Origin of the sequence: Myroides sp. C6-3 (assembly GCF_050522425.1) — a bacterium.
Taxonomy (GTDB): Bacteria; Bacteroidota; Bacteroidia; order Flavobacteriales; family Flavobacteriaceae; genus Flavobacterium.
Genome location: NZ_JBMVQP010000010.1, coordinates 1 through 18,707, shown reverse-complemented (window position 1 = coordinate 18,707; position 18,707 = coordinate 1). Strand labels below are relative to the sequence as shown.

At 36.7% G+C, this 18,707-nt stretch carries 12 protein-coding genes and 2 tRNA genes; 5 read left to right on the top strand and 9 right to left on the bottom strand.

What is annotated here, in order from left to right; genetic code table 11:
- On the top strand, nucleotides 1-3,150 hold the full coding sequence (locus tag ACPDG9_RS05950; protein ID WP_430526843.1) for an efflux RND transporter permease subunit: 3,150 nt from the start codon (nucleotides 1-3) through the stop codon (nucleotides 3,148-3,150).
- Between the two features lie 10 nt (nucleotides 3,151-3,160).
- A complete protein-coding gene (locus ACPDG9_RS05945) occupies nucleotides 3,161-4,633 on the top strand; it encodes an efflux transporter outer membrane subunit (RefSeq protein ID WP_430526842.1) in 1,473 nt (490 codons plus the stop codon).
- Nucleotides 4,634-4,706: 73 nt separating this feature from the next.
- Here ACPDG9_RS05945 and ACPDG9_RS05940 read toward each other — a convergent pair whose 3' ends face one another.
- On the bottom strand, nucleotides 4,707-5,765 hold the full coding sequence (locus ACPDG9_RS05940) for a tetratricopeptide repeat protein (protein WP_430526841.1): 1,059 nt from the start codon (nucleotides 5,763-5,765) through the stop codon (nucleotides 4,707-4,709).
- A 182-nt stretch (nucleotides 5,766-5,947) separates the two neighbouring features.
- Between ACPDG9_RS05940 and ACPDG9_RS05935 the strand changes: the two genes are divergently transcribed.
- Nucleotides 5,948-6,418, top strand: coding sequence for a DUF4265 domain-containing protein (locus tag ACPDG9_RS05935; protein ID WP_430526840.1), 471 nt, complete (start codon nucleotides 5,948-5,950; stop codon nucleotides 6,416-6,418).
- A gap of 51 nt (nucleotides 6,419-6,469) precedes the next feature.
- On the opposite strand, the gene ACPDG9_RS05930 is transcribed toward ACPDG9_RS05935, so the two are convergent.
- The 6 genes from ACPDG9_RS05930 to ACPDG9_RS05905 all read right to left on the bottom strand — a co-directional run bounded on the left by ACPDG9_RS05930 (nucleotide 6,470) and on the right by ACPDG9_RS05905 (nucleotide 15,853).
- A complete protein-coding gene (locus ACPDG9_RS05930; RefSeq protein ID WP_430526839.1) occupies nucleotides 6,470-8,131 on the bottom strand; it encodes an MBOAT family O-acyltransferase in 1,662 nt (553 codons plus the stop codon).
- On the bottom strand, nucleotides 8,118-9,638 hold the full coding sequence (locus ACPDG9_RS05925; RefSeq protein ID WP_430526838.1) for a LysM peptidoglycan-binding domain-containing protein: 1,521 nt from the start codon (nucleotides 9,636-9,638) through the stop codon (nucleotides 8,118-8,120). Before ACPDG9_RS05925 ends, ACPDG9_RS05930 begins: the two co-directional genes overlap by 14 nt.
- Nucleotides 9,622-11,121: a hypothetical protein gene (locus ACPDG9_RS05920; RefSeq protein WP_430526837.1), complete on the bottom strand. Its 1,500-nt coding sequence runs from the start codon at nucleotides 11,119-11,121 to the stop codon at nucleotides 9,622-9,624. The genes ACPDG9_RS05925 and ACPDG9_RS05920 overlap by 17 nt, the downstream gene beginning before the upstream one ends.
- A 32-nt stretch (nucleotides 11,122-11,153) precedes the next feature.
- Nucleotides 11,154-12,932 (bottom strand): arginine--tRNA ligase, encoded by a 1,779-nt coding sequence (argS, locus tag ACPDG9_RS05915; RefSeq protein WP_430526836.1) that lies wholly within the window; start codon nucleotides 12,930-12,932, stop codon nucleotides 11,154-11,156.
- Nucleotides 12,933-13,147: 215 nt separating this feature from the next.
- Nucleotides 13,148-14,260: a helix-turn-helix transcriptional regulator gene (locus ACPDG9_RS05910; RefSeq protein WP_430526835.1), complete on the bottom strand. Its 1,113-nt coding sequence runs from the start codon at nucleotides 14,258-14,260 to the stop codon at nucleotides 13,148-13,150.
- Nucleotides 14,261-14,275: 15 nt separating this feature from the next.
- Entirely contained in the window at nucleotides 14,276-15,853 is a 1,578-nt protein-coding gene (locus tag ACPDG9_RS05905; RefSeq protein WP_430526834.1) for a helix-turn-helix domain-containing protein, read from the bottom strand.
- A 699-nt stretch (nucleotides 15,854-16,552) separates the two neighbouring features.
- Between ACPDG9_RS05905 and ACPDG9_RS05900 the strand changes: the two genes are divergently transcribed.
- Nucleotides 16,553-17,833, top strand: coding sequence for a DUF7507 domain-containing protein (locus ACPDG9_RS05900; protein ID WP_430526833.1), 1,281 nt, complete (start codon nucleotides 16,553-16,555; stop codon nucleotides 17,831-17,833).
- A gap of 123 nt (nucleotides 17,834-17,956) precedes the next feature.
- A complete protein-coding gene (locus tag ACPDG9_RS05895) occupies nucleotides 17,957-18,382 on the top strand; it encodes a PH domain-containing protein (RefSeq protein ID WP_430526832.1) in 426 nt (141 codons plus the stop codon).
- A 57-nt stretch (nucleotides 18,383-18,439) separates the two neighbouring features.
- Here ACPDG9_RS05895 and ACPDG9_RS05890 read toward each other — a convergent pair.
- Both ACPDG9_RS05890 and ACPDG9_RS05885 read right to left on the bottom strand, forming a co-directional pair.
- Nucleotides 18,440-18,514, bottom strand: a tRNA-Val gene (locus ACPDG9_RS05890).
- A gap of 24 nt (nucleotides 18,515-18,538) precedes the next feature.
- Nucleotides 18,539-18,613 (bottom strand) — tRNA-Val (locus tag ACPDG9_RS05885).
- Between the last annotated feature and the right edge of the window lie 94 nt (nucleotides 18,614-18,707).

Here is an 18,707-nt window from a genome sequence, read left to right as displayed (position 1 = left end):
ATGCTAAAGACTATTATAAATCGTCCCATACTAGCTACAGTAATTTCGATTATGTTCGTTTTACTAGGGTTAGTAGGACTTACCTTATTGCCTATTACTCGATTTCCTGAAATTGCTCCACCGAGTGTAAGTGTTTCAACTTCATACCCAGGTGCAAATGCGGAAACGGTAGCTCAAAGTGTATTACTTCCCATTGAAGAAGCTATTAATGGGGTAGACAATATGACCTACATTAGTTCCAAAGCGAGTAACAGTGGTTCAGGTACAATCAATGTGTTTTTTAAAGCGGGTACTGATCCCGATCAAGCGGCAGTAAATGTACAAAACCGCGTAAGTAAGGCAGCCAGTGATTTACCTTCTGAAGTAAATGAAAATGGTATTTCGGTAACCCCTCGTCAGAGTGGTAACATCATGACGATAAACTTTTACAGCGACCATCCTGAAGGGATCTACGACGAAACTTTCTTACAGGCGTTTACGCAAATCAACATCAATAGAGAATTATTGCGTGTTCCTGGTGTGGCGGCAGTGGGTCGTGTTGGGGCTCGCGATTACTCGATGCGTACGTGGTTAAATCCAGAAAAATTAGCTCTATATGGCCTAACTCCTCAAGATGTTATCGCTTCTATCAAAGATCAAAACTTTGAAATTGCACCAGGTAACTTCGGAGAAACTTCAGAAGAAGCATTCGAGACGGCTTTAAAGCACAAAGGAAGATTCAGTCAACCGGAAGAATACGAAAATATTGTCATCAAAACGAATATTGATGGCTCTGTACTACTATTGAAAGATGTGGCTCGTGTTGAATTCGGAGCTTCTAACGTAGGAAGTGACAACAGTGTCAATGGTTTTCCTGGTTTAACGATGAATATCACACAAACTGCTGGATCGAATGCACGTGAGATAGATATTGCCGTTCGAAAGGTATTAGAACGCATTTCATCTACGTTCCCCAAGGGAATCCATTATGAAATTAGTTATTCTGTAAAAGATCAAATTGACGAATCAATCAATCAGGTAAAGACTACGCTTTTCGAAGCCTTTTTCTTGGTGTTTATTATCGTTTATTTGTTCTTACAAGACTTTAGATCTACGATTATTCCGGTTATAGCTATTCCTATCTCGCTAATTGGTACGCTCTTCTTTATTTATTTGATGGGCTTTTCCATTAACGTATTAACGATGTTTGCTTTAGTACTCGCTATTGGTATTGTAGTAGATGATGCCATTGTCGTCGTGGAGGCCATTCACGAGAAAATGCATCAAACAGGATTAAAGGCTAAAGAGGCAACTCTGGAAACGATGAGCGAAATTACGCGTGCGATTATCTCCATTACTTTGGTGATGTCAGCGGTATTTTTACCCGTTGGCTTTATGCAAGGTCCGGCGGGAATCTTCTACAAACAATTCGCATACACCCTTGCCTTTGCTATTTTAATCTCGGCTGTGAATGCCTTGACTTTAAGTCCTGCTTTATGTGCGTTATTTTTAAAACAACCTAAGGCAGAAGATCTCGCCCAAAACAAAGAAAAAAATCCAGTAAAAAGAGTAGCTGCACGTTTCTTCTTTGCTTTTAATACAGCGTTTGATTCCTTTACCAACAAATATGTTGTGACCATTGGCAAATTAATTCGCAATAAAAAGGTAGCGATTGCTGGACTTGCTTTAATCATAGGACTAGGTATATTCTATTTATATAAAACACCTTCTTCTTTTATTCCAAGAGAAGATGACAGTTATATTACTTATTCCCTAGCCATGCCGCCAGGTGCATCCCTAGCGCGTACTAAAGTTGTTTTAGCTAAAGCGGATAGTATCCTAAAATTGAGAACGGATATTGAAGGAATGACAGCTATTTCGGGGTACAATACGATTGACGCCAATGCGAGTCCTTCTTTTGCAGTGGGGTACATTAATCTAAAACCTTATAAAAAAAGAGGAAAAATCAAGAATATCGACCAAATCATCGAAGAGATTCAAAAGGATCTATCAGTAATCAATGAAGCTACTTTTAATGTGTTCCCTCGTCCAACCATTCAAGGGTTTGGAGATTTTGGAGGAATTGAATTTGTCATTCAAGATCGCTTAGGTGGAGATTTCAGCTCGTTTAGTGAAGCAGCAGATGATGTGATCAAACAATTGAATGAACGCGAAGAGATCGGTTCTGCCTTCACTTCCTTTAAAGCAAACTTTCCACAGTATCTCTTGGAGATTGACTATATCAAGGCCAAATCTTTAGGTGTAAGTGTAAAAGACTTAATGACAACAATTAAGAACTATTATGGAAGGGTAAAAGCAGGAGATTTTAACCGTTTTGGACGTACTTATCGCGTGTATATGCAAGCTGATATTGAGTATAGAGAAAATCCTCAGTCCTTCAATTCGATATACGTCAAAAACAAAGACGGTGAAATGCTACCCGCCAACACCTTAGTGAAGTTGAAAAAAGTATTAGGTCCACAAACGGTGAATCGCTATAATCTATATAACGCTATTACGGTTAAAGTAAATCCAAGCCAAGGATACAGTACAGGTGATGCGATGAAAGCAATTGAAGAAATAACAGGCAAAATGCCGGGGAACTATTCCTACGAATTTACGGGTATGTCTCTAGAAGAAAAAGATTCAGGTAACCAAGCAATTTTCATTTTTGCTTTGAGTATCATCTTCGTTTACTTTCTTTTAGCGGCTCAGTATGAAAGTTATTTCTTGCCGATTGCCATTTTATTAACGGTACCAACAGGACTTTTAGGGGTTGCTTTATTTGTCAATTTAGCTGGGCTTCAAAACAACATTTACGTTCAAGTAGGTTTGGTGATGTTGATTGGTTTACTGGCAAAGAATGCGATCTTAATTATAGAATTTGCCTTACAGCAACGCAAAAAAGGTTTATCGGTTGTTGAAGCAGCTACTGAGGGAGCTAAGATGAGACTTCGTCCTATTTTAATGACTTCTTTTGCCTTTGTTGCAGGTTTGATTCCGTTGATGTTTACTGTCGGTCCATCTGCACAAGGAAATCACTCCATTAGTTTTAGTGCAGCGGGAGGCATGTTATTTGGTGTAGCAGCGGGTATTTTTATTATTCCAGTGCTCTTTGTTATCTTCCAAAATATAGATGAACGACTAAAAGCAAAATTTACAAACGATTAAAGAGAACAGCATGATTAATAAAAGTAAAATACCGCACATCACCCAAGTTTTTATACTGGGAGCTGGCTTGACTTTATTTCAGGCTTGTGCACCACAATCGAATTATAAAACACCAACCCTTGACTTGCCAGACGCATACAGGGGTCAACAAGATAGCTTAGCTACCCAAGATTCCCTGCATATCTCATCGATCAAATGGCGCGATTTCTTCCAAGATGAACAATTAACCGATTTAATTGACAAAGGACTTACGCATAATTTTGATATGCAAAACGCGATTAAGAACTTGGAAATTGCAGGACAACAAACAAAACAAGCGAAATTGGAGTGGTTACCTTCTCTCGGTTTAGAAGCGGGAAGTGTTGCCTATCAGTATCGATCTGAGAATTATTATGGTACACCATCTTCAAACTATTACAAAAACAAAGGAGAGGAACCACCAACGAATATGTATGTCAATTCTGCTCAGTACACTTCGGGCTTAGCCTTGAGTTGGGAGATTGATATTTGGGGAAAAATAAAAAGTCAGACGGCAGAACAATTAGCGCGTTTTTTACAAACAGCAGAAGCCAAAAAAGCCATTCAGACAGAGTTAATTGCAAAAATAGCGCAGGGGTATTACAATTTACTCCTCTTGGATGCACAGATGGAAGTAGCGCAGACCAACTATGAACTGACGAAAAACACGTTAAAAATAGTTGAATTACAACGAGATGCTGGTCAAATCACCTCGTTGGCAATTACGCAAACACGAAACCAAATGTTAGTAGCTAAAGCATTAATTCCATCGTTGAAACAGCAAATTGCCATTCAAGAAAACGCACTTTCTCTTTTAACAGGACAGTTGCCTACGAGCATTGTACGAGAAGTAAAACTTACAGAAGTAAAGCAACAAGAACTAGGCCGTACAGGTTTACCTTTGGCCTTGCTACAATATCGTCCGGATGTACAAATGGCAGAACTAGAACTCAAAGCTAAAAACGCAGCGGTTGGTGTTGCACAAACGGCTAGATATCCTTCTTTAACGATCAATTTGGAAGGTGGCGTTAACAGTATGCTAGGTGAGAATTGGTTTAATATTCCCGGTTCCTTATTTGGAAGTTTAATTGGCAAAGTAACCAATCCTATATTTAATAAACGCAAATTAAAAACAGCCTTTGAAGTAGCAAAAATAGAACGTGAAAAAAGTGAGATTGACTTTCAAAACACGGTGTATACCGCAATTACTGAGGTAACAGATGCTTTAATTAATCTACAAACATCGCAGGATCAAATTGAAATAGCGGATGAACAGGTAACCAATGCACGCTTGGGTGTCAAACAATCTAACTTGTTATTTAACAGTGGTTATGCAACCTATATTGAGGTAATTAATGCACAGAAAAACATGTTAGACAACGAAATAAACTTAAATAAATTGAAGTTAAACAAACTTCAATATGGCGTACAATTATACAAATCATTGGGCGGTGGTTGGCAATAGTAAGTTGATGTATTTTTAAGCACACCCCCTACTTAAAAAGCGAAAAGTGGAATTCTCCTCTTTTCGCTTTTTTTTATTCTTCTATTTGATGTAGTTCCGCTACTTTTTTCTCAAGCCAATCTTGCATCCACTCCTGAAAAGCCTTTACTTTTTTATCGTTTTTATCCAGCCATTTCTTATTTCCTCCAGGCATAGTTCGATAGGCATAGTTACAAAAAACATCTTGATCCGGGATGTCATAAAAAAAAGGAAGATAAAACACTTGATCTAATTCCAATAAAGAGGTTGGCTTTTCTATACGTACCCCCTTTAACAAACCTAAGAAATTAGCCGTATTATCACAAAACCCTTCCTTATCTTGCCCTAATTTTTTTTCAATATTTACAGCCGCATGAAGTACTAATCCCATCTCAACCATGCCATACTTTGCATCAGTATCCAAACTTTTCTCATCAATCGTGAGATTAACGAGATTCTTTTCTTTCGTTGAAACAGACACTCCATGTGTAAAAGATTCTTCAATCAATTGCAACATCTTTATACTACGGGCTGTGTTTTTTTCTAACAACAAGAAAAAATAAGCAGATAACATAGATTCGATGCGTAACCCTTGTTTTTCTTTTAAAACTGCTAACATATAATGCGAACTTGCATGCAGTGGATTATCATAAATACCCGCCACTAAAGCGCGTTCCGCACCATCGAGATTATTCAATTTAAAATAACAAATAGCCAAATTATAGTATACCATAACATCCACCTCGTATTTCTCAATCGTTTCTTCCAATAAGTCGATGGCTTTTTGTACGTGATTCTGATTGCTCAACGTCGATGCTTTTACAACAATAGCCGGAACCATGTATCTTCCGCCTTTTTCAATTGCTTTGTTACTGTATTCGAGTGCTAAATCATATTGCTTCGCATACATATAACTCATCCCTATTTCATAGCATGCAATACTAGAATTGGGATCTAATTCCAACATTTTTTGGTAGCTTTCAATCGCTTTCTCGTATTGCCCATTATCGTGAAAAGCAATTCCTTCTTTTAACAATTGCTCCAACTGATTCTGAGCTTGAACAGCCACAACAGCAAACAGCGATAAACACAAGACAATTACATATTTTTTCATAACTAAGGAGTTGATGTGGTTCGATATATGGTCAACCAAGATACTTCTTTTTTTATTTTCTTAACTAGCCCTATCCTTTAAATGTTACAACAAATATTCTCGAGGTTATAGTAATTAAATTTATACAACCTATCTTTGCAAGTTAAGAACTACGGCTAATTCCCTAATTTAATAAGACAAGTATGAAAGAACAATACGAGCAGATTGCTATCCAATATCACAGTGAAGTATTAGAAAAAGAGACAGAAGAGATTTTATGGGGAATTGTCGTTGATGCCGACAAAAACTTATTTCAAATTGACAATATTCCTTTCTACGGTCCAGAATTATCGTGTGAAGATATTGTTCAGGCGCGTTATGATGAAAAAGCAAAGCGCTATCAACTATCACGTGTAGAGACACCTTCAGGAAACACAACAGTACAAGTGATGGTGCTCAAAGAGACATACAATCGCGAAGATTTGTACAATGAAATTTTATATGCACAAACAGAGATTGAATTAGTGGATGAATACTATTTCGTTATCAATGTCCCTGCGAAGACGGATTACAAAAATGTATATGCGATTTTAGCGGCACTAGAAGAGGAACAAGTGATTTCATTTGCTGAACCTAATTTATCACCTAAGCACAATGCGGATATCCGAAAATAAAAAAAGCCTCGCTAGTGTCGAGGCTTTTTCGTATCTATTGTATTTTATATTTTAAAACTGGAAGTAAATAAAAGGTTGCGGACCAGCTGTAGCAGTCGCATACACGACCCAAAACACAAATCCCAACACCACTGACTTCACAAAAATAGGCGCTACATTAAACCACTGTTGAGGAATAGCCATCCAGCGTTTGGGAATAAAATGCCATACAAATCCAATCGCAATCAGTAGGAATACATTTTTATACCCTTGGATGATAATCTGCCAAGCCGCCCAATCAAACTCTAAATCAGCAATATTGTAAAGGATATGCAAGGCTGTTTCAAAAGAATTTGCACGGAAAAATATCCAACAAAAAGCGACAAAGTGAAACGTTAGTATAACAGAAATCACACGCCAAACAAAAGAAACTGGTTTGTCTTTTTTGCGAGGAAATAGTTCCATCACCAATTTGTGTACAGCTAATGCAATTCCGTGTAGCGCTCCCCAAACAATAAAGCGCAAACTAGCCCCATGCCAAAGTCCTCCTAACAACATTGTCGTCAACAAGTTAAAATTGGTAAATACACTTTTCTCTCTTGTTTTAGAAAAGGCAATCGTCAACAGAAACACAACAAGTGCTAATACACTGATAAGTAACGGATAAATACTGGTCTTATAGCTGTAAATTCCCCATCCAATAATGCCTATAAAAAACAACCCCGGGAAGAAGTACCCTCCAAAAGTTCCCTTTCTATTCCCTCCTACAGAAATATAGAGAAAATCTTTCAACCACGTGGACAATGAAATATGCCATCTTCTCCAAAACTCAGTAATGGAAGTTGATTGATAAGGTACATTAAAGTTCATCGGCAATCGATACCCCAAGAGCAAAGCAATTCCAATTGCCATATCCGAATACCCAGAAAAATCACAGTAAATCTGAATCGCATAGCCATAAGTTGCCATTAAATTCTCAAAGGCGGTGTAGCTATTAGGCGCATCAAAAACGCGATCCACAAAGTTAATCGAGATATAATCTGAAATCACAGCCTTTTTCAGAACACCCCCAATGATTAAAAGCATTCCTTCATTTACTTGATCCCGTGTAACTAATAAGTTCGAATAAATCTGCGGAATAAAGTCTTTCGCCCGTACAATAGGTCCAGCGACCAACTGAGGAAAAAAGGAAATGAAAAACAAATAATCTAAGAAATTCTTAGTGGGTTCTATTTCCTTGCGATAGATTTCAATGATATAGCTAATGGATTGAAAAGTATAAAATGAAATACCTACTGGTAGGATAATATCATCCAGATGGAGTTTGGTGTCTGCGAAGAAATTAACTCCATCCAAAAAGAAATTCGTATACTTAAAATACCCTAACAACCCTAGATTTAAAACCACACTGAGTGTTAAGAGCATCCTCTTTTTCACTTCGTTCGTGCTGTGGTGTATCGTATTAGCGAAGGTATAATCCATCAAGGAGGATCCAATCAAAATAAAAAGATAGAGTCCACTCGATTTATAGTAGAAAAACAAAGAAAACAGCACGACATACAACAAACGCGCATGAAAAGTTTTTCGTAAACCGATATAGATCAAGTAGAACACAATAAACATCCCTAAGAACAATCCCGAGTTAAACAACAGCGGTTCTTTAGGGTTAAATGTAAACCAATGGATGACGTCATCTAGGGTTACATTGGGCAATTCTATGTTAAATAGACTCATTTGTCTGTTCAATTTCTGTTGTAAAATAATTCTGATAGACTTGCATCAATCCTTCATAAAACAAGGTTCCTGTATACTCATAACCTTTGATTGTATAATGTACTAAATCTTTAGACAACAACTGTTCTTCTATAAGGTACGGCAAGCCTAATGTTCCACCTAAATTGTAATACATATCCCAAATCGCGTATTTCTGATCAATGCCATTGATGATAATCTCATTGGCTAATGTACTTGCAACCGTATTGGGAACACCTTTAGAAAAATAGCTTGGCGGCGGTGAAGTTACTAAAATAGAAGCTTGTGGATTTCGATCTTTCACTTCTTTTAAAAATCGATTGATTTCTGACTTAAAGTTTTCCCCATCCATTCGGTCAAAAGCCTCATTTGTTCCTAAAGATACAATAATCAAATCAGCCTCTAATCCTTCCAATTGGCTGAAGAATAAAGGATATTTGTTGTAATCAGAGTAACGCGCTCCATTGACACCTATCGTGTGGTATAAAATTCCCGCCTGATCATTTTCCAACACAATGCCATTTACATCATATTGATCCGCGTGTTGCACAGGATACAAATAAAACTGTTGCGTTGCATTGGGGAAATCAAAAGCTAAGAAATTCTTTTCTTTACTAAAGTTTACAGGATGAAAAACAGAAGTTGCAATTGTCGTAGGCTCTACTTGTGTTCCTGGTACAGCTAATGTCTTTCCTGCTTGGATATTGACAGACTTTAACTTATTTAGTTGCTTTAACTTAGCAACTGAAGTATTGTATTTCTTGGCAATACCCGATAACGACTCACCTGACTTAATCTTATGCGCACTAGTTTTAGCTACTGCGGTACTAGCCAAATTTAATTCGCGATCTGTTGTTCCTACACGATACACTACTTCATTGGTAGGTGTAAATAGTTTTACTCTCGTAAAAGCGTATTTACTTTCTCTTAAATCCACTTTAATTACCGCATCTTTGGCAGACGACGACAAAGCAATTCCACTCAATCCAACTTTAGCTCCATTGACGGGGTATATGTTGCGTCTATTTTCCCAAGTTGAATTGCTGGAATAACGGACGTAGTTATTGCTATTCGTACGCGCTAATTGATAAGGAAAGGTAAAACCTAAGCCTCCATTTCCAAATTGCTCTTGAATCAAGCTGCGCACTCTTCCACTAAAGAAATCCGCTTGAATATGAGAATCTCCAATATGCACAATATTTACCTTTCTTCTCTTTCCTTCGCTTAAATCCTTAAGGCTCGTAAAAAAGTGTTTCAGCTGTTCTGGATAGTAAATAAGATTCTTATACGCCTCACTTAAACTATCGTTTACCTGGTCGTATGCATTAATTTCTTCACGAAGTCCATCACTAACTTCCCCGTGAATTCCTTCCCTATTTTCTTGGTGAGTTTCTTCGGCTATTGTTTGATTTTGCTGCTTCCCTTGAGCAAAGACTCCCACACTCCATAAAAACAGTAGGGACGCCACAACGCTATTCCATCTTATCATTGGATACTGTATCTATTTCTTTTTGAACTTTATTTGTATGCTCAGTACGCTCTTTAGGTTTGACTCCTGATTGCCCTTCCTCTTTTCCTTTCTCTGCTTTAAAAGTCGCATATCCTTCCTCTAACTGTTTAAAAATGAGAGAAGATACCGCTTGCGCTCCTCTAAAGTTAAAGTGCGTATAATCTTTGTTTGCTTTCGTTGGAGATTCTTCTACCCATTGAACCATAGATCCTTTGCCTCCCATCGCTTCATACAAATTGAAAAAACCTGTTTTTGCCTCCATCGCATATTTGCGTTGCGCACGCATCAAAGGTGTTACGGCAGAGTCTGTTTCCATCGTCAAATTGTATTTCGTCGATTTATCTGCAGTTGAAATAACTAAAATAGAAGCTTTAGGAAAACATTGCCTTAAATGATTAACGACATTCTTCATCTGTTTGGTATACCAACTGTAGTTATAAGACCCATAATTTAACACATTTGTTCCATAGTGTAAAATGATCAAGCTGTAATCTAATTCTTTTTGGAACTTTTGCATTACACTAACATTAAATAGAGACAAGGGCAATCCTGAGTTTCCACGACTCGAATAGTTATCAACTTGAACCCCAGTCGCACTACTGAAATCAATACCGTATAAAGGAATGGAATCCGCTTGTACAAATTGCAACTTCAATTGTCTGACAGCTCCATTGTTCAATTTAACTTTGTTCAAAGCTTGATAAGCTTGTAGTGTTTTTCGCAGCGTATCCTTATTGGTGATAACCTCAACTACTCCTCTTGTATTAGCCGAACGACCAAAATAAAGTGTTGGTGTATTGAGCGTTGTCATATTTCGAATATTCCCTGCTTGATAGCTCACCCAGGTTGGTTTTACTGTATCTTTCACAAAGAACACTTGACCACCAACACCAAACGGCTGTCGCGGTCTTTTTATATTGAGGTACGATTGTACCTTCCAATTCGACGAGAATTTATGGGTAACCGATCCGCGAGACTGAGCAGATTCAGAAGTAATCTGAACAAAACCTACGCCTGAGCCTCCGTATTTATCTTGGTAACTTTTGCGCAAATCTTGTACGATCATATCCCCATCTGTCATCGAATCTCCGTAATACGCAATTCTAACACGTCCTTGACTTTGTGTTTCCAACTGGTATAAACGCCCAAAGAAATAATCTAAGAATACCATTCCCTTAAAACCTGCCTCATTTTCATTGGAAAACAGATCTTCTTCTTGAATGATTAATACTTCCCCTTCGTTTTCTTTTTCCTCCTCTTTCTCGTCTACTTCCGTTGGTATAGTTTCTTTTTCTTGCGTAAGCGCTACTTTTTCTTCTTCAATTGCCTCCAGTAACAAGCTGTCAATTACAACATTGCTTGCTTTTGGTTTTACTTCAGAAAAAATCTTTTGAGGCAAATTAGCCTTAAAGAATAAAAAAAAGCCACTAGCCAATATAACAATGGCTAATGACTGTATCATGTATGATTTTACTACTTTCACAAAGAACGAAATTACATACGATTTGGCACCGCAATTCCCAACAAGGAGAATGCGTCTTGGATCACCAAACCAACTTTTTGAGATAATTGTACTCTAAACGTTTTCAACGTTAGGTCTTCTTCTCCAAGAATAGAAACCGATTGATAGAATGAATTGTATTCTTTCACTAGATCATACACATAATTTGCAATTAATGCAGGACTATGTGATTTTGCAGCATTTTGAATTACCTCAGGGAAATCTTCTAATAACTTGATGATTTCTTTTTCCTTAGGATCCAAAGCAATTGCTGTAATAGCCGTTGTTAGATCAAAATCTGCACGACGCAAAATTGACTGAATACGCGCATAGGTATATTGTATAAACGGTCCTGTATTTCCAGCAAAATCAACTGATTCTTCAGGATTAAACAAGATTCTTTTCTTCGGATCTACTTTTAAAATGTAGTATTTCAGCGCACCTAAACCAATGGTATTGTACAATTTTTCTTTCTCTTCTTCAGAGTATCCTTCTAGTTTACCTAGGTCTTCAGAAATTGTACGTGCCGTATTGGTCATTTCTTCCATTAACTCATCCGCATCAACAACAGTTCCCTCTCTACTCTTCATCTTACCGGAAGGCAAATCAACCATCCCGTAAGACAAGTGATATAAGCTATCTGCCCACTCAAAACCTAAGCGTTTTAAAATTAAGAACAATACTTTAAAATGATAATCCTGTTCATTTCCAACCGTATACACCATTCCTCCGATATCAGGAAAATCTTTCACACGTTGAATAGCCGTTCCAATATCTTGGGTCATATAGACTGATGTACCATCACCTCTAAGGACCAATTTTTCATCTAGTCCCTCATCTGTTAAGTCAATCCATACCGAATTATCTTCTTTTTTAAAGAAAACGCCACGTGTCAATCCTTCTTCCACCACGTCTTTTCCCAACAAATACGTATCACTCTCATAATAGTTTTTGTTGAAATCAATACCCAAATTTGAATAAGATACCGCAAATCCATCGTATACCCATTGATTCATCTTTTTCCACAAATCAAGTACTTCTGGTTTCCCAGCTTCCCAATCGAGTAACATTTGTTTGGCTTCTTTCATGATCGGTGCTTCTACTTTCGCTTGATCTTCCGTCATTCCGTTCGCCATCAAATCTTTGATCTGCGCTTTGTATTCTACGTCAAATTTGACATAGTAGTTTCCGACTAACTTATCACCTTTTAACCCTGTTGATTCAGGAGTTTCTCCATTTCCAAATCTTTGCCAAGCCAACATCGACTTGCAAATATGGATTCCTCTATCGTTGATAATTTGTGTTTTATATACTTTCTTTCCAGCTGCTTTCAAAATTTCAGCGACTGAAAACCCTAGTAAATTATTTCGAACGTGGCCTAAATGTAAAGGTTTGTTCGTATTAGGAGAGGAGTATTCTACTAATACCGCTTTGTCGTCAGCTTGTGGTGTTCGATAGCCAAAATGAGTTTCTTTATTCATCTCTATAAAAGAAGATAAATAGTACGCTTCTGAGACTACCAAATTCAAAAAGCCTTTTACAACATTAAACCGCTCTATTTCAGTTGTGTTTTCAACTAAATATTCACCGATTTTAGTTCCTATTTCAATAGGATTTCCCTTAATCTGTTTTAAAAATGGAAAAATAACAACTGTAATATCCCCCTCAAACTCTTTTCGAGTCACTTGATATTCAACTTTATCAATTACTACATCATACAACTCTTGGGTTGCTTTTATAATCTGAGGAGTTAAAATCTGATTCAACATCATTAACAAAATTTAATAGGCAAAGATAATTCTTATTTTATCATGAATAAAATAGAAAAAAAGAAAATTTATACCCAAAGGAATAGGTTTTATCATTTTATTTTGGTCTAATTATTCTTTTACAGGATAAACACGACAAGACACCTATACAATCAGCAAAAAAATCACCCTAAACGGATGGAACAAATCCCTGTTACTAAAGAGAATATCTCCATATTTTATTTATTTTCTTTTCTTCTATACTCTTGAGGAGGTAAAGCGTGTCTTTCTTTAAACGCGCGATAAAAAGAAGTTGTTGAACTAAAGCCTACCTCCAATCCGATATCTTTTACTGACAAATGAGCATAGTCTTGATGCACCAATAATTCTTGTGCCCTTAACACTCGTATTTCATTGACATATTGATTAAAATTAGTGTGAAATTGAGTAGAGAACAAATGGCTTACTTCAAATTTACTAGCGTCTAAGGTATTGGCTAATTTTTCAAGTGTTAAAGTAGAATCAAAGAAATAATTCACAGGTAGTTGAACCAAAGAGTCTCCGATTTTTTTCGAGCGTTGAGGATCTACAGTTGATTTAACATATTTAGTTGCCAATTGTTTTTCTTTTTTCTCTAGATATTGAGCATCTAATTTAAGCCATGGAGAATCCTCACTTTGATGACTACTCGGTACAACAGCTTGAAGTTTATCGATATTTTCTTTCAGAAAAACCAAACTAAATAGCAGAAGGACTAGCGCAAAAAAGCATACATCTACAGTTATTACTTCTTTCAACATGTTCAAGAAAGCCACAAGGACCATACCCATGGTCAAGAGAAAAGCACTAATAAAAAGTAGTGAAAAGCACTTTTTATTTCCTTGTATAGTTCGCCAAGCAATTACAACTAAAGAACTATAATACAACAGTGTAACACATAAAAAAAAGAGCACCCCTAAGAATAAAAAATCATTTCCGTTGGTATAAAGATCATAAACAAAGAAATCAATCAAGGTCAATACCGCAAAGACATATGAAAAATAGAACTTAGCTACATAAACTTTTGCGCGTTTCGCACTTGAGTCAGAGTCTATAAAACTAAAGTAAAAACTAGGCCAAAACAAAAACAAAAAAGCAATACTAATATGAATACGGATGCTTTCACTCTGTCCAATAAGCACAAGTAATTGTAGGCAAGAAAACAACAGCATTAACGAGATAAACTGTCGTTTCCTACTTCTATCGTCTATTTTTAAAGCGTTAATCTTGCCATCCAAAACAAGCGAAATTACATTAACAACACAAAGTATGGTGAGCAAAAAAACGGTAATGAGATTTTGTATCGTAAACATTTACATCAAGAGCATTTATTTTTTTTCTATTTCCTCTAAATACTGAATAAAAAACGAGGGATTTACGCCAATATTCTTTTTAAACTCTATAGAAAAACTACTATGAGAACCAAAACCAACAACCTCTGCTAAGTGACTAATTTTGTAATCTCTATATTCCTTTTCGAAACGCATGAGTTTCACACTTTCGAACAGTCTCCATTGGGTAAGATACACTTTAAACTCGACTTGTTTTTGTTGCTGTAAGATCTTGGTTAATTCTTCTGTGGTAGTATGACAATGATTAGCTAGGGTTTCAAGAGTCATTGTACTATCAACAAAACCTTTTTCCTGTTCAAACCTCATCAAGGCTTCTATGGTTGCTTGATCTTCTTCTTTATAGGAGCTAGTGCACCAATTCACTCCTGGAAAAAAAGAAGCGAGGTCACTGACTTTCCCTTGTACAAATTTTTGTAAAAAAGCAGTAGAATGCAGTTCTTGTTCTTTTTTGTTGGATTTTCTTTGTCGCTTTACTAAAAAATAGATTCCTGGGGCGACTAATAAAACAACTAAAAAGGAGACAATTACAACTAAATATTTTTTATTTTTAGTTGTAATTTCATCTTTGACAATGTGTTGTTGTTCTAATAATTCATTGACTGTTTTTGTTCTAAACGCTTCTTTTTCTTGTCGTTCACTCAAATACAATTTATTGTATTTACTGTAATTTTTCCAATCCTCCACCGATTCATAATATTCTCTTAGGTAATCGTAGCAAATTTCCTTGAGATCACGATTATCATTAGCTATTGCAATATACAAGCCTTTGTGATAATAGTCTAGTATTTGATCAGCACTAATCGGTTTCTGTTGCAACACATAGAGTTTGGCTAGTCCGGCATAAATGTAGCCCAAAGCAAGGTAATCTTCGATATGCTCTTCTTTCATAATATAGTCATACCCTGCTTCGTAGGCTTTTTCCGCCTTGTCATATTGCTTCAGTTCCAAGTAATTAATCCCTTTATTTTGCTCTATTGAACACATATAGTGATTGTAGTGAACCAAAAGATCCCCTATTTTGGAAATATAACTCTCTGCACGTTGAATACTGAGTAGTGCCTCATCGTAGTTCTTTTGCTCGTAATAGCTAGCAGACAATAAATGGTAGTAATAAAAATAAGAAAAATTGCGATCGTGTTCATCCGAAACAAGTGGAATTACAGTTTCAATCTTATCAAAATACAACTTAGCTTCATTAAAAAGCCCCAAACGACTATATTCTGCACCAACGAAACCATATAATCGATTTAACCATTTATAGCTTTTATTTTTCTCTGCTAAGTCAATCGCTTGAAAAGCATATTGCAAAGAAGTGGGAATATTAAACTCATCGTGATAGAGATAAGCATGAATAAACAAAGCGTGTATTTTGACCTGAATATCTACGTCATTTTTATAAATTGAGTCCACCAAGAAAAAAGCTCTTTCTTTATTGGTAGATCTCACTTCTGTGAGAATACTTGACAAAATCATTTCCGATTTACTCCCTTGTGCTTGTGCCAAGGTACACATGAGAAGAGCAATAAAAATCCCTCTTTTTTTACTTTTCTTCATCCAATATTTCGTTTATCATACAATACTGACATCCTTTCGGATGTTTCAATCCCCCTGCTCACTGCAAAGCTTATACTATGCTAAAATTATGCAGTGAATTGTTCCTATTCAAATCAAATATGCAAATTAAGAAAGAATTTCAGACTTTTTAAAATCTATTATTCACCTACTTGCTTGCACGCATGGAAGATCAGTTTACTCCTTAACACAATTACCTTAATACACCCGATTTAAACTGATTTAACTTAATTTCCACAAAACCATCTCAAATTCTCTTTGCGTTTCTTTCTCTTTGCGTTTCTTTCTCTTTCTTGCGTTATTTTATTCAAATTAACTGCTATTCTTTTGTTTCTAAATGTTAAAAAAACCTTCAAGAGTAAGGTGAAAAAAAATTCTACAAAAAAAACACCTCAACATATTGAAAATCATCAAACAAAGACCTGTTACCAAATAATTAGAAAGATTTTACAACTTTTTTTGAAAAGATTATCCTTCCTTTTTTAGGCATTTTTGCATGCATTAGCATCACAACAGAGGAGAGCTATTTTTTTCAACCTTAAACATTACTAAAAAAAGTAAAAAATAATAAATAGTCCCCTCAATATGTAAAATACCACTCTTCCTCTTTGTGATTCTTTTATACCTATTCCAATTACATCCCCTCTCCTTTCGAGTACTGTAACCCTAAATAACAACGCTATGAAAAACAAAAAAAATCAGGTATTACTTAAACATCTACTCTCCTTGCTCTTCGTTTTGCTATTGGCTTACGAAGGAAAAGCTGCTCCAGTGAATTGTACGATTCCACCAAACTCAATTTTACTTACTCCAACTAGATCGATATTAGAAGCTGGAAAATCGTATCACATAACCGAAAACACAACCTTAATAGGAGAAGGTCTTACCATAGAAGCTGGTGCAAAATTATACATTCCTACAGGTGTAGTTCTTCAAGCTGGAGGCACCATGCACATGGAGGGAGGAGAAATCAACATCTGTGACCATGCTGGTTTTTTCTTCAAAGGAGCGGTAAATATTGGGAAATTAGCGAGTCAAAAGGACGCGATTATCAATGTAGGAAATTTTAGTTTTTTTAGCGTTAATGGATCCATCAGCCAACTTGACCCTTCTAGCGGAAACGCAGATATCCCAGGTAAAGCACAATTTAATTTAGGGGATGGGGCCAATATCAATGTTTGCGCTACCCTATCTATTGGTTCCCTTCATTACCCGATGGTAAACTATGTCGGTATTGGAGATGTTAACGCCAATGTAGTCAATCGCGCTCCTGCTGCAGGTACACCTGGCGCAAAATTATCTGACTCAGAATTTGTCAATTGGTTTGCCTTAGCTGGTTTGGCCCACGTATTACCAGGAAATGCAAACTTATGTACCAATGCTTCGGCTTGTCAAGACATGTGGCCTCCAGGACTAAAACAAGAGATTGAAGGTATCTGTTCTGAAACGGGAGGAAATGCTAATCCTAAACCTGCATTAACCCTAACAAAAACAGGAGAATTCAACGAAACAAGTGAGAATGAAGGCTATGCAAGTATTGGAGAAACCATCACCTATACGTTTAAAGTAAAAAACACAGGGAATGTTCCTTTGCGAAGAATTCTAATTACAGATGATCGTTTAACAGATCTTCCTACGCCTACCTACATGAGTGGAGACACCAACAACGACGGTTTACTCGATCTTACAGAAACCTGGACCTATCAAGCGATTTACACCCTAAAAGAAGAAGATATAGAGCGAAATGCAGTGTATAACATTGCTACTGTAACAGGATCTGATTTCAAGTTTAATACAGCTACTGCAACATCTTATGATCCTAACCCTTTGCCTTTAGACACACCGGATCACCCTGGCGTTTTAGCTGATTGTCCTAAATGTACGATTGTACTACTGAAAGAGTACTTCCTTTTAATAACCAATCCACATATTATACAATTAATGAGAAACCTCGATGATTAACTCCTGGTTTAAAAAATAGTCAATAAGAAAGACTTAGTATTCGAACTAAGTCTTTTTTTTACCTTAAGTTATGCTCTTTTCTTCTTTTTATCTATATTTAACTTGAACGTAATCAAATTGACGATGAAAAAAATTCCAGCAAAGAAAAAAGGGTTCCTTATATATCCGATTGTCGCGAGTATGATTCCCGCAATTATTTTTTTCACCCATGAAGGTAGCCTAAAACACCACTGGTTTGATTTTGTTCTAGGTAGTTTGCCCTTTTTGTTATTGCTTTGGGTTTACTTTTCTACTTCCTATTGGATTCAAGACCATCACCTGCATTATCGATCTGCTTTTATTCGCGGAAAAATAGACATCACTCGCATCAACGAGATACAATTAGACAAGACTTTATGGGTCGGATTAAAACCTGCATTATCAACCAGAGGCATGGTTATCAAATACAATACCTATGACGAAATTTATCTAGCACCTGTCAACAATGACACACTCACTGATGCCTTGGTAAAAATCAATCCCGACATTCAATTAATTAGGAAAGGTTAATGGATTAAATGATATAAATAAAAAAAGCCTATTCGCAATGAATAGGCTTTTTTATTGTGGGCGATGAGGGATTCGAACCCCCGACCCTCTCGGTGTAAACGAGATGCTCTGAACCAGCTGAGCTAATCGCCCGAATTGTATGCAATTTAAATATTGTGGGCGATGAGGGATTCGAACCCCCGACCCCCTCGGTGTAAACGAGGTGCTCTGAACCAGCTGAGCTAATCGCCCGAATTAACTTTTATTTAAAATATTGTGGGCGATGAGGGATTCGAACCCCCGACCCCCTCGGTGTAAACGAGGTGCTCTGAACCAGCTGAGCTAA

Coding starts and splice junctions, on each gene's coding strand:
- argS (WP_430526836.1), bottom strand. CDS start 12,932: ATGATGTTGAATCAGATTTTAACTCCTCAGATTATAAAAGCAACCCAA.
- ACPDG9_RS05900 (WP_430526833.1), top strand. CDS start 16,553: ATGAAAAACAAAAAAAATCAGGTATTACTTAAACATCTACTCTCCTTG.
- ACPDG9_RS05945 (WP_430526842.1), top strand. CDS start 3,161: ATGATTAATAAAAGTAAAATACCGCACATCACCCAAGTTTTTATACTG.
- ACPDG9_RS05920 (WP_430526837.1), bottom strand. CDS start 11,121: ATGATACAGTCATTAGCCATTGTTATATTGGCTAGTGGCTTTTTTTTA.
- ACPDG9_RS05895 (WP_430526832.1), top strand. CDS start 17,957: ATGAAAAAAATTCCAGCAAAGAAAAAAGGGTTCCTTATATATCCGATT.
- ACPDG9_RS05910 (WP_430526835.1), bottom strand. CDS start 14,260: ATGTTTACGATACAAAATCTCATTACCGTTTTTTTGCTCACCATACTT.
- ACPDG9_RS05905 (WP_430526834.1), bottom strand. CDS start 15,853: ATGAAGAAAAGTAAAAAAAGAGGGATTTTTATTGCTCTTCTCATGTGT.
- ACPDG9_RS05950 (WP_430526843.1), top strand. CDS start 1: ATGCTAAAGACTATTATAAATCGTCCCATACTAGCTACAGTAATTTCG.
- ACPDG9_RS05940 (WP_430526841.1), bottom strand. CDS start 5,765: ATGAAAAAATATGTAATTGTCTTGTGTTTATCGCTGTTTGCTGTTGTG.
- ACPDG9_RS05930 (WP_430526839.1), bottom strand. CDS start 8,131: ATGAGTCTATTTAACATAGAATTGCCCAATGTAACCCTAGATGACGTC.
- ACPDG9_RS05935 (WP_430526840.1), top strand. CDS start 5,948: ATGAAAGAACAATACGAGCAGATTGCTATCCAATATCACAGTGAAGTA.
- ACPDG9_RS05925 (WP_430526838.1), bottom strand. CDS start 9,638: ATGATAAGATGGAATAGCGTTGTGGCGTCCCTACTGTTTTTATGGAGT.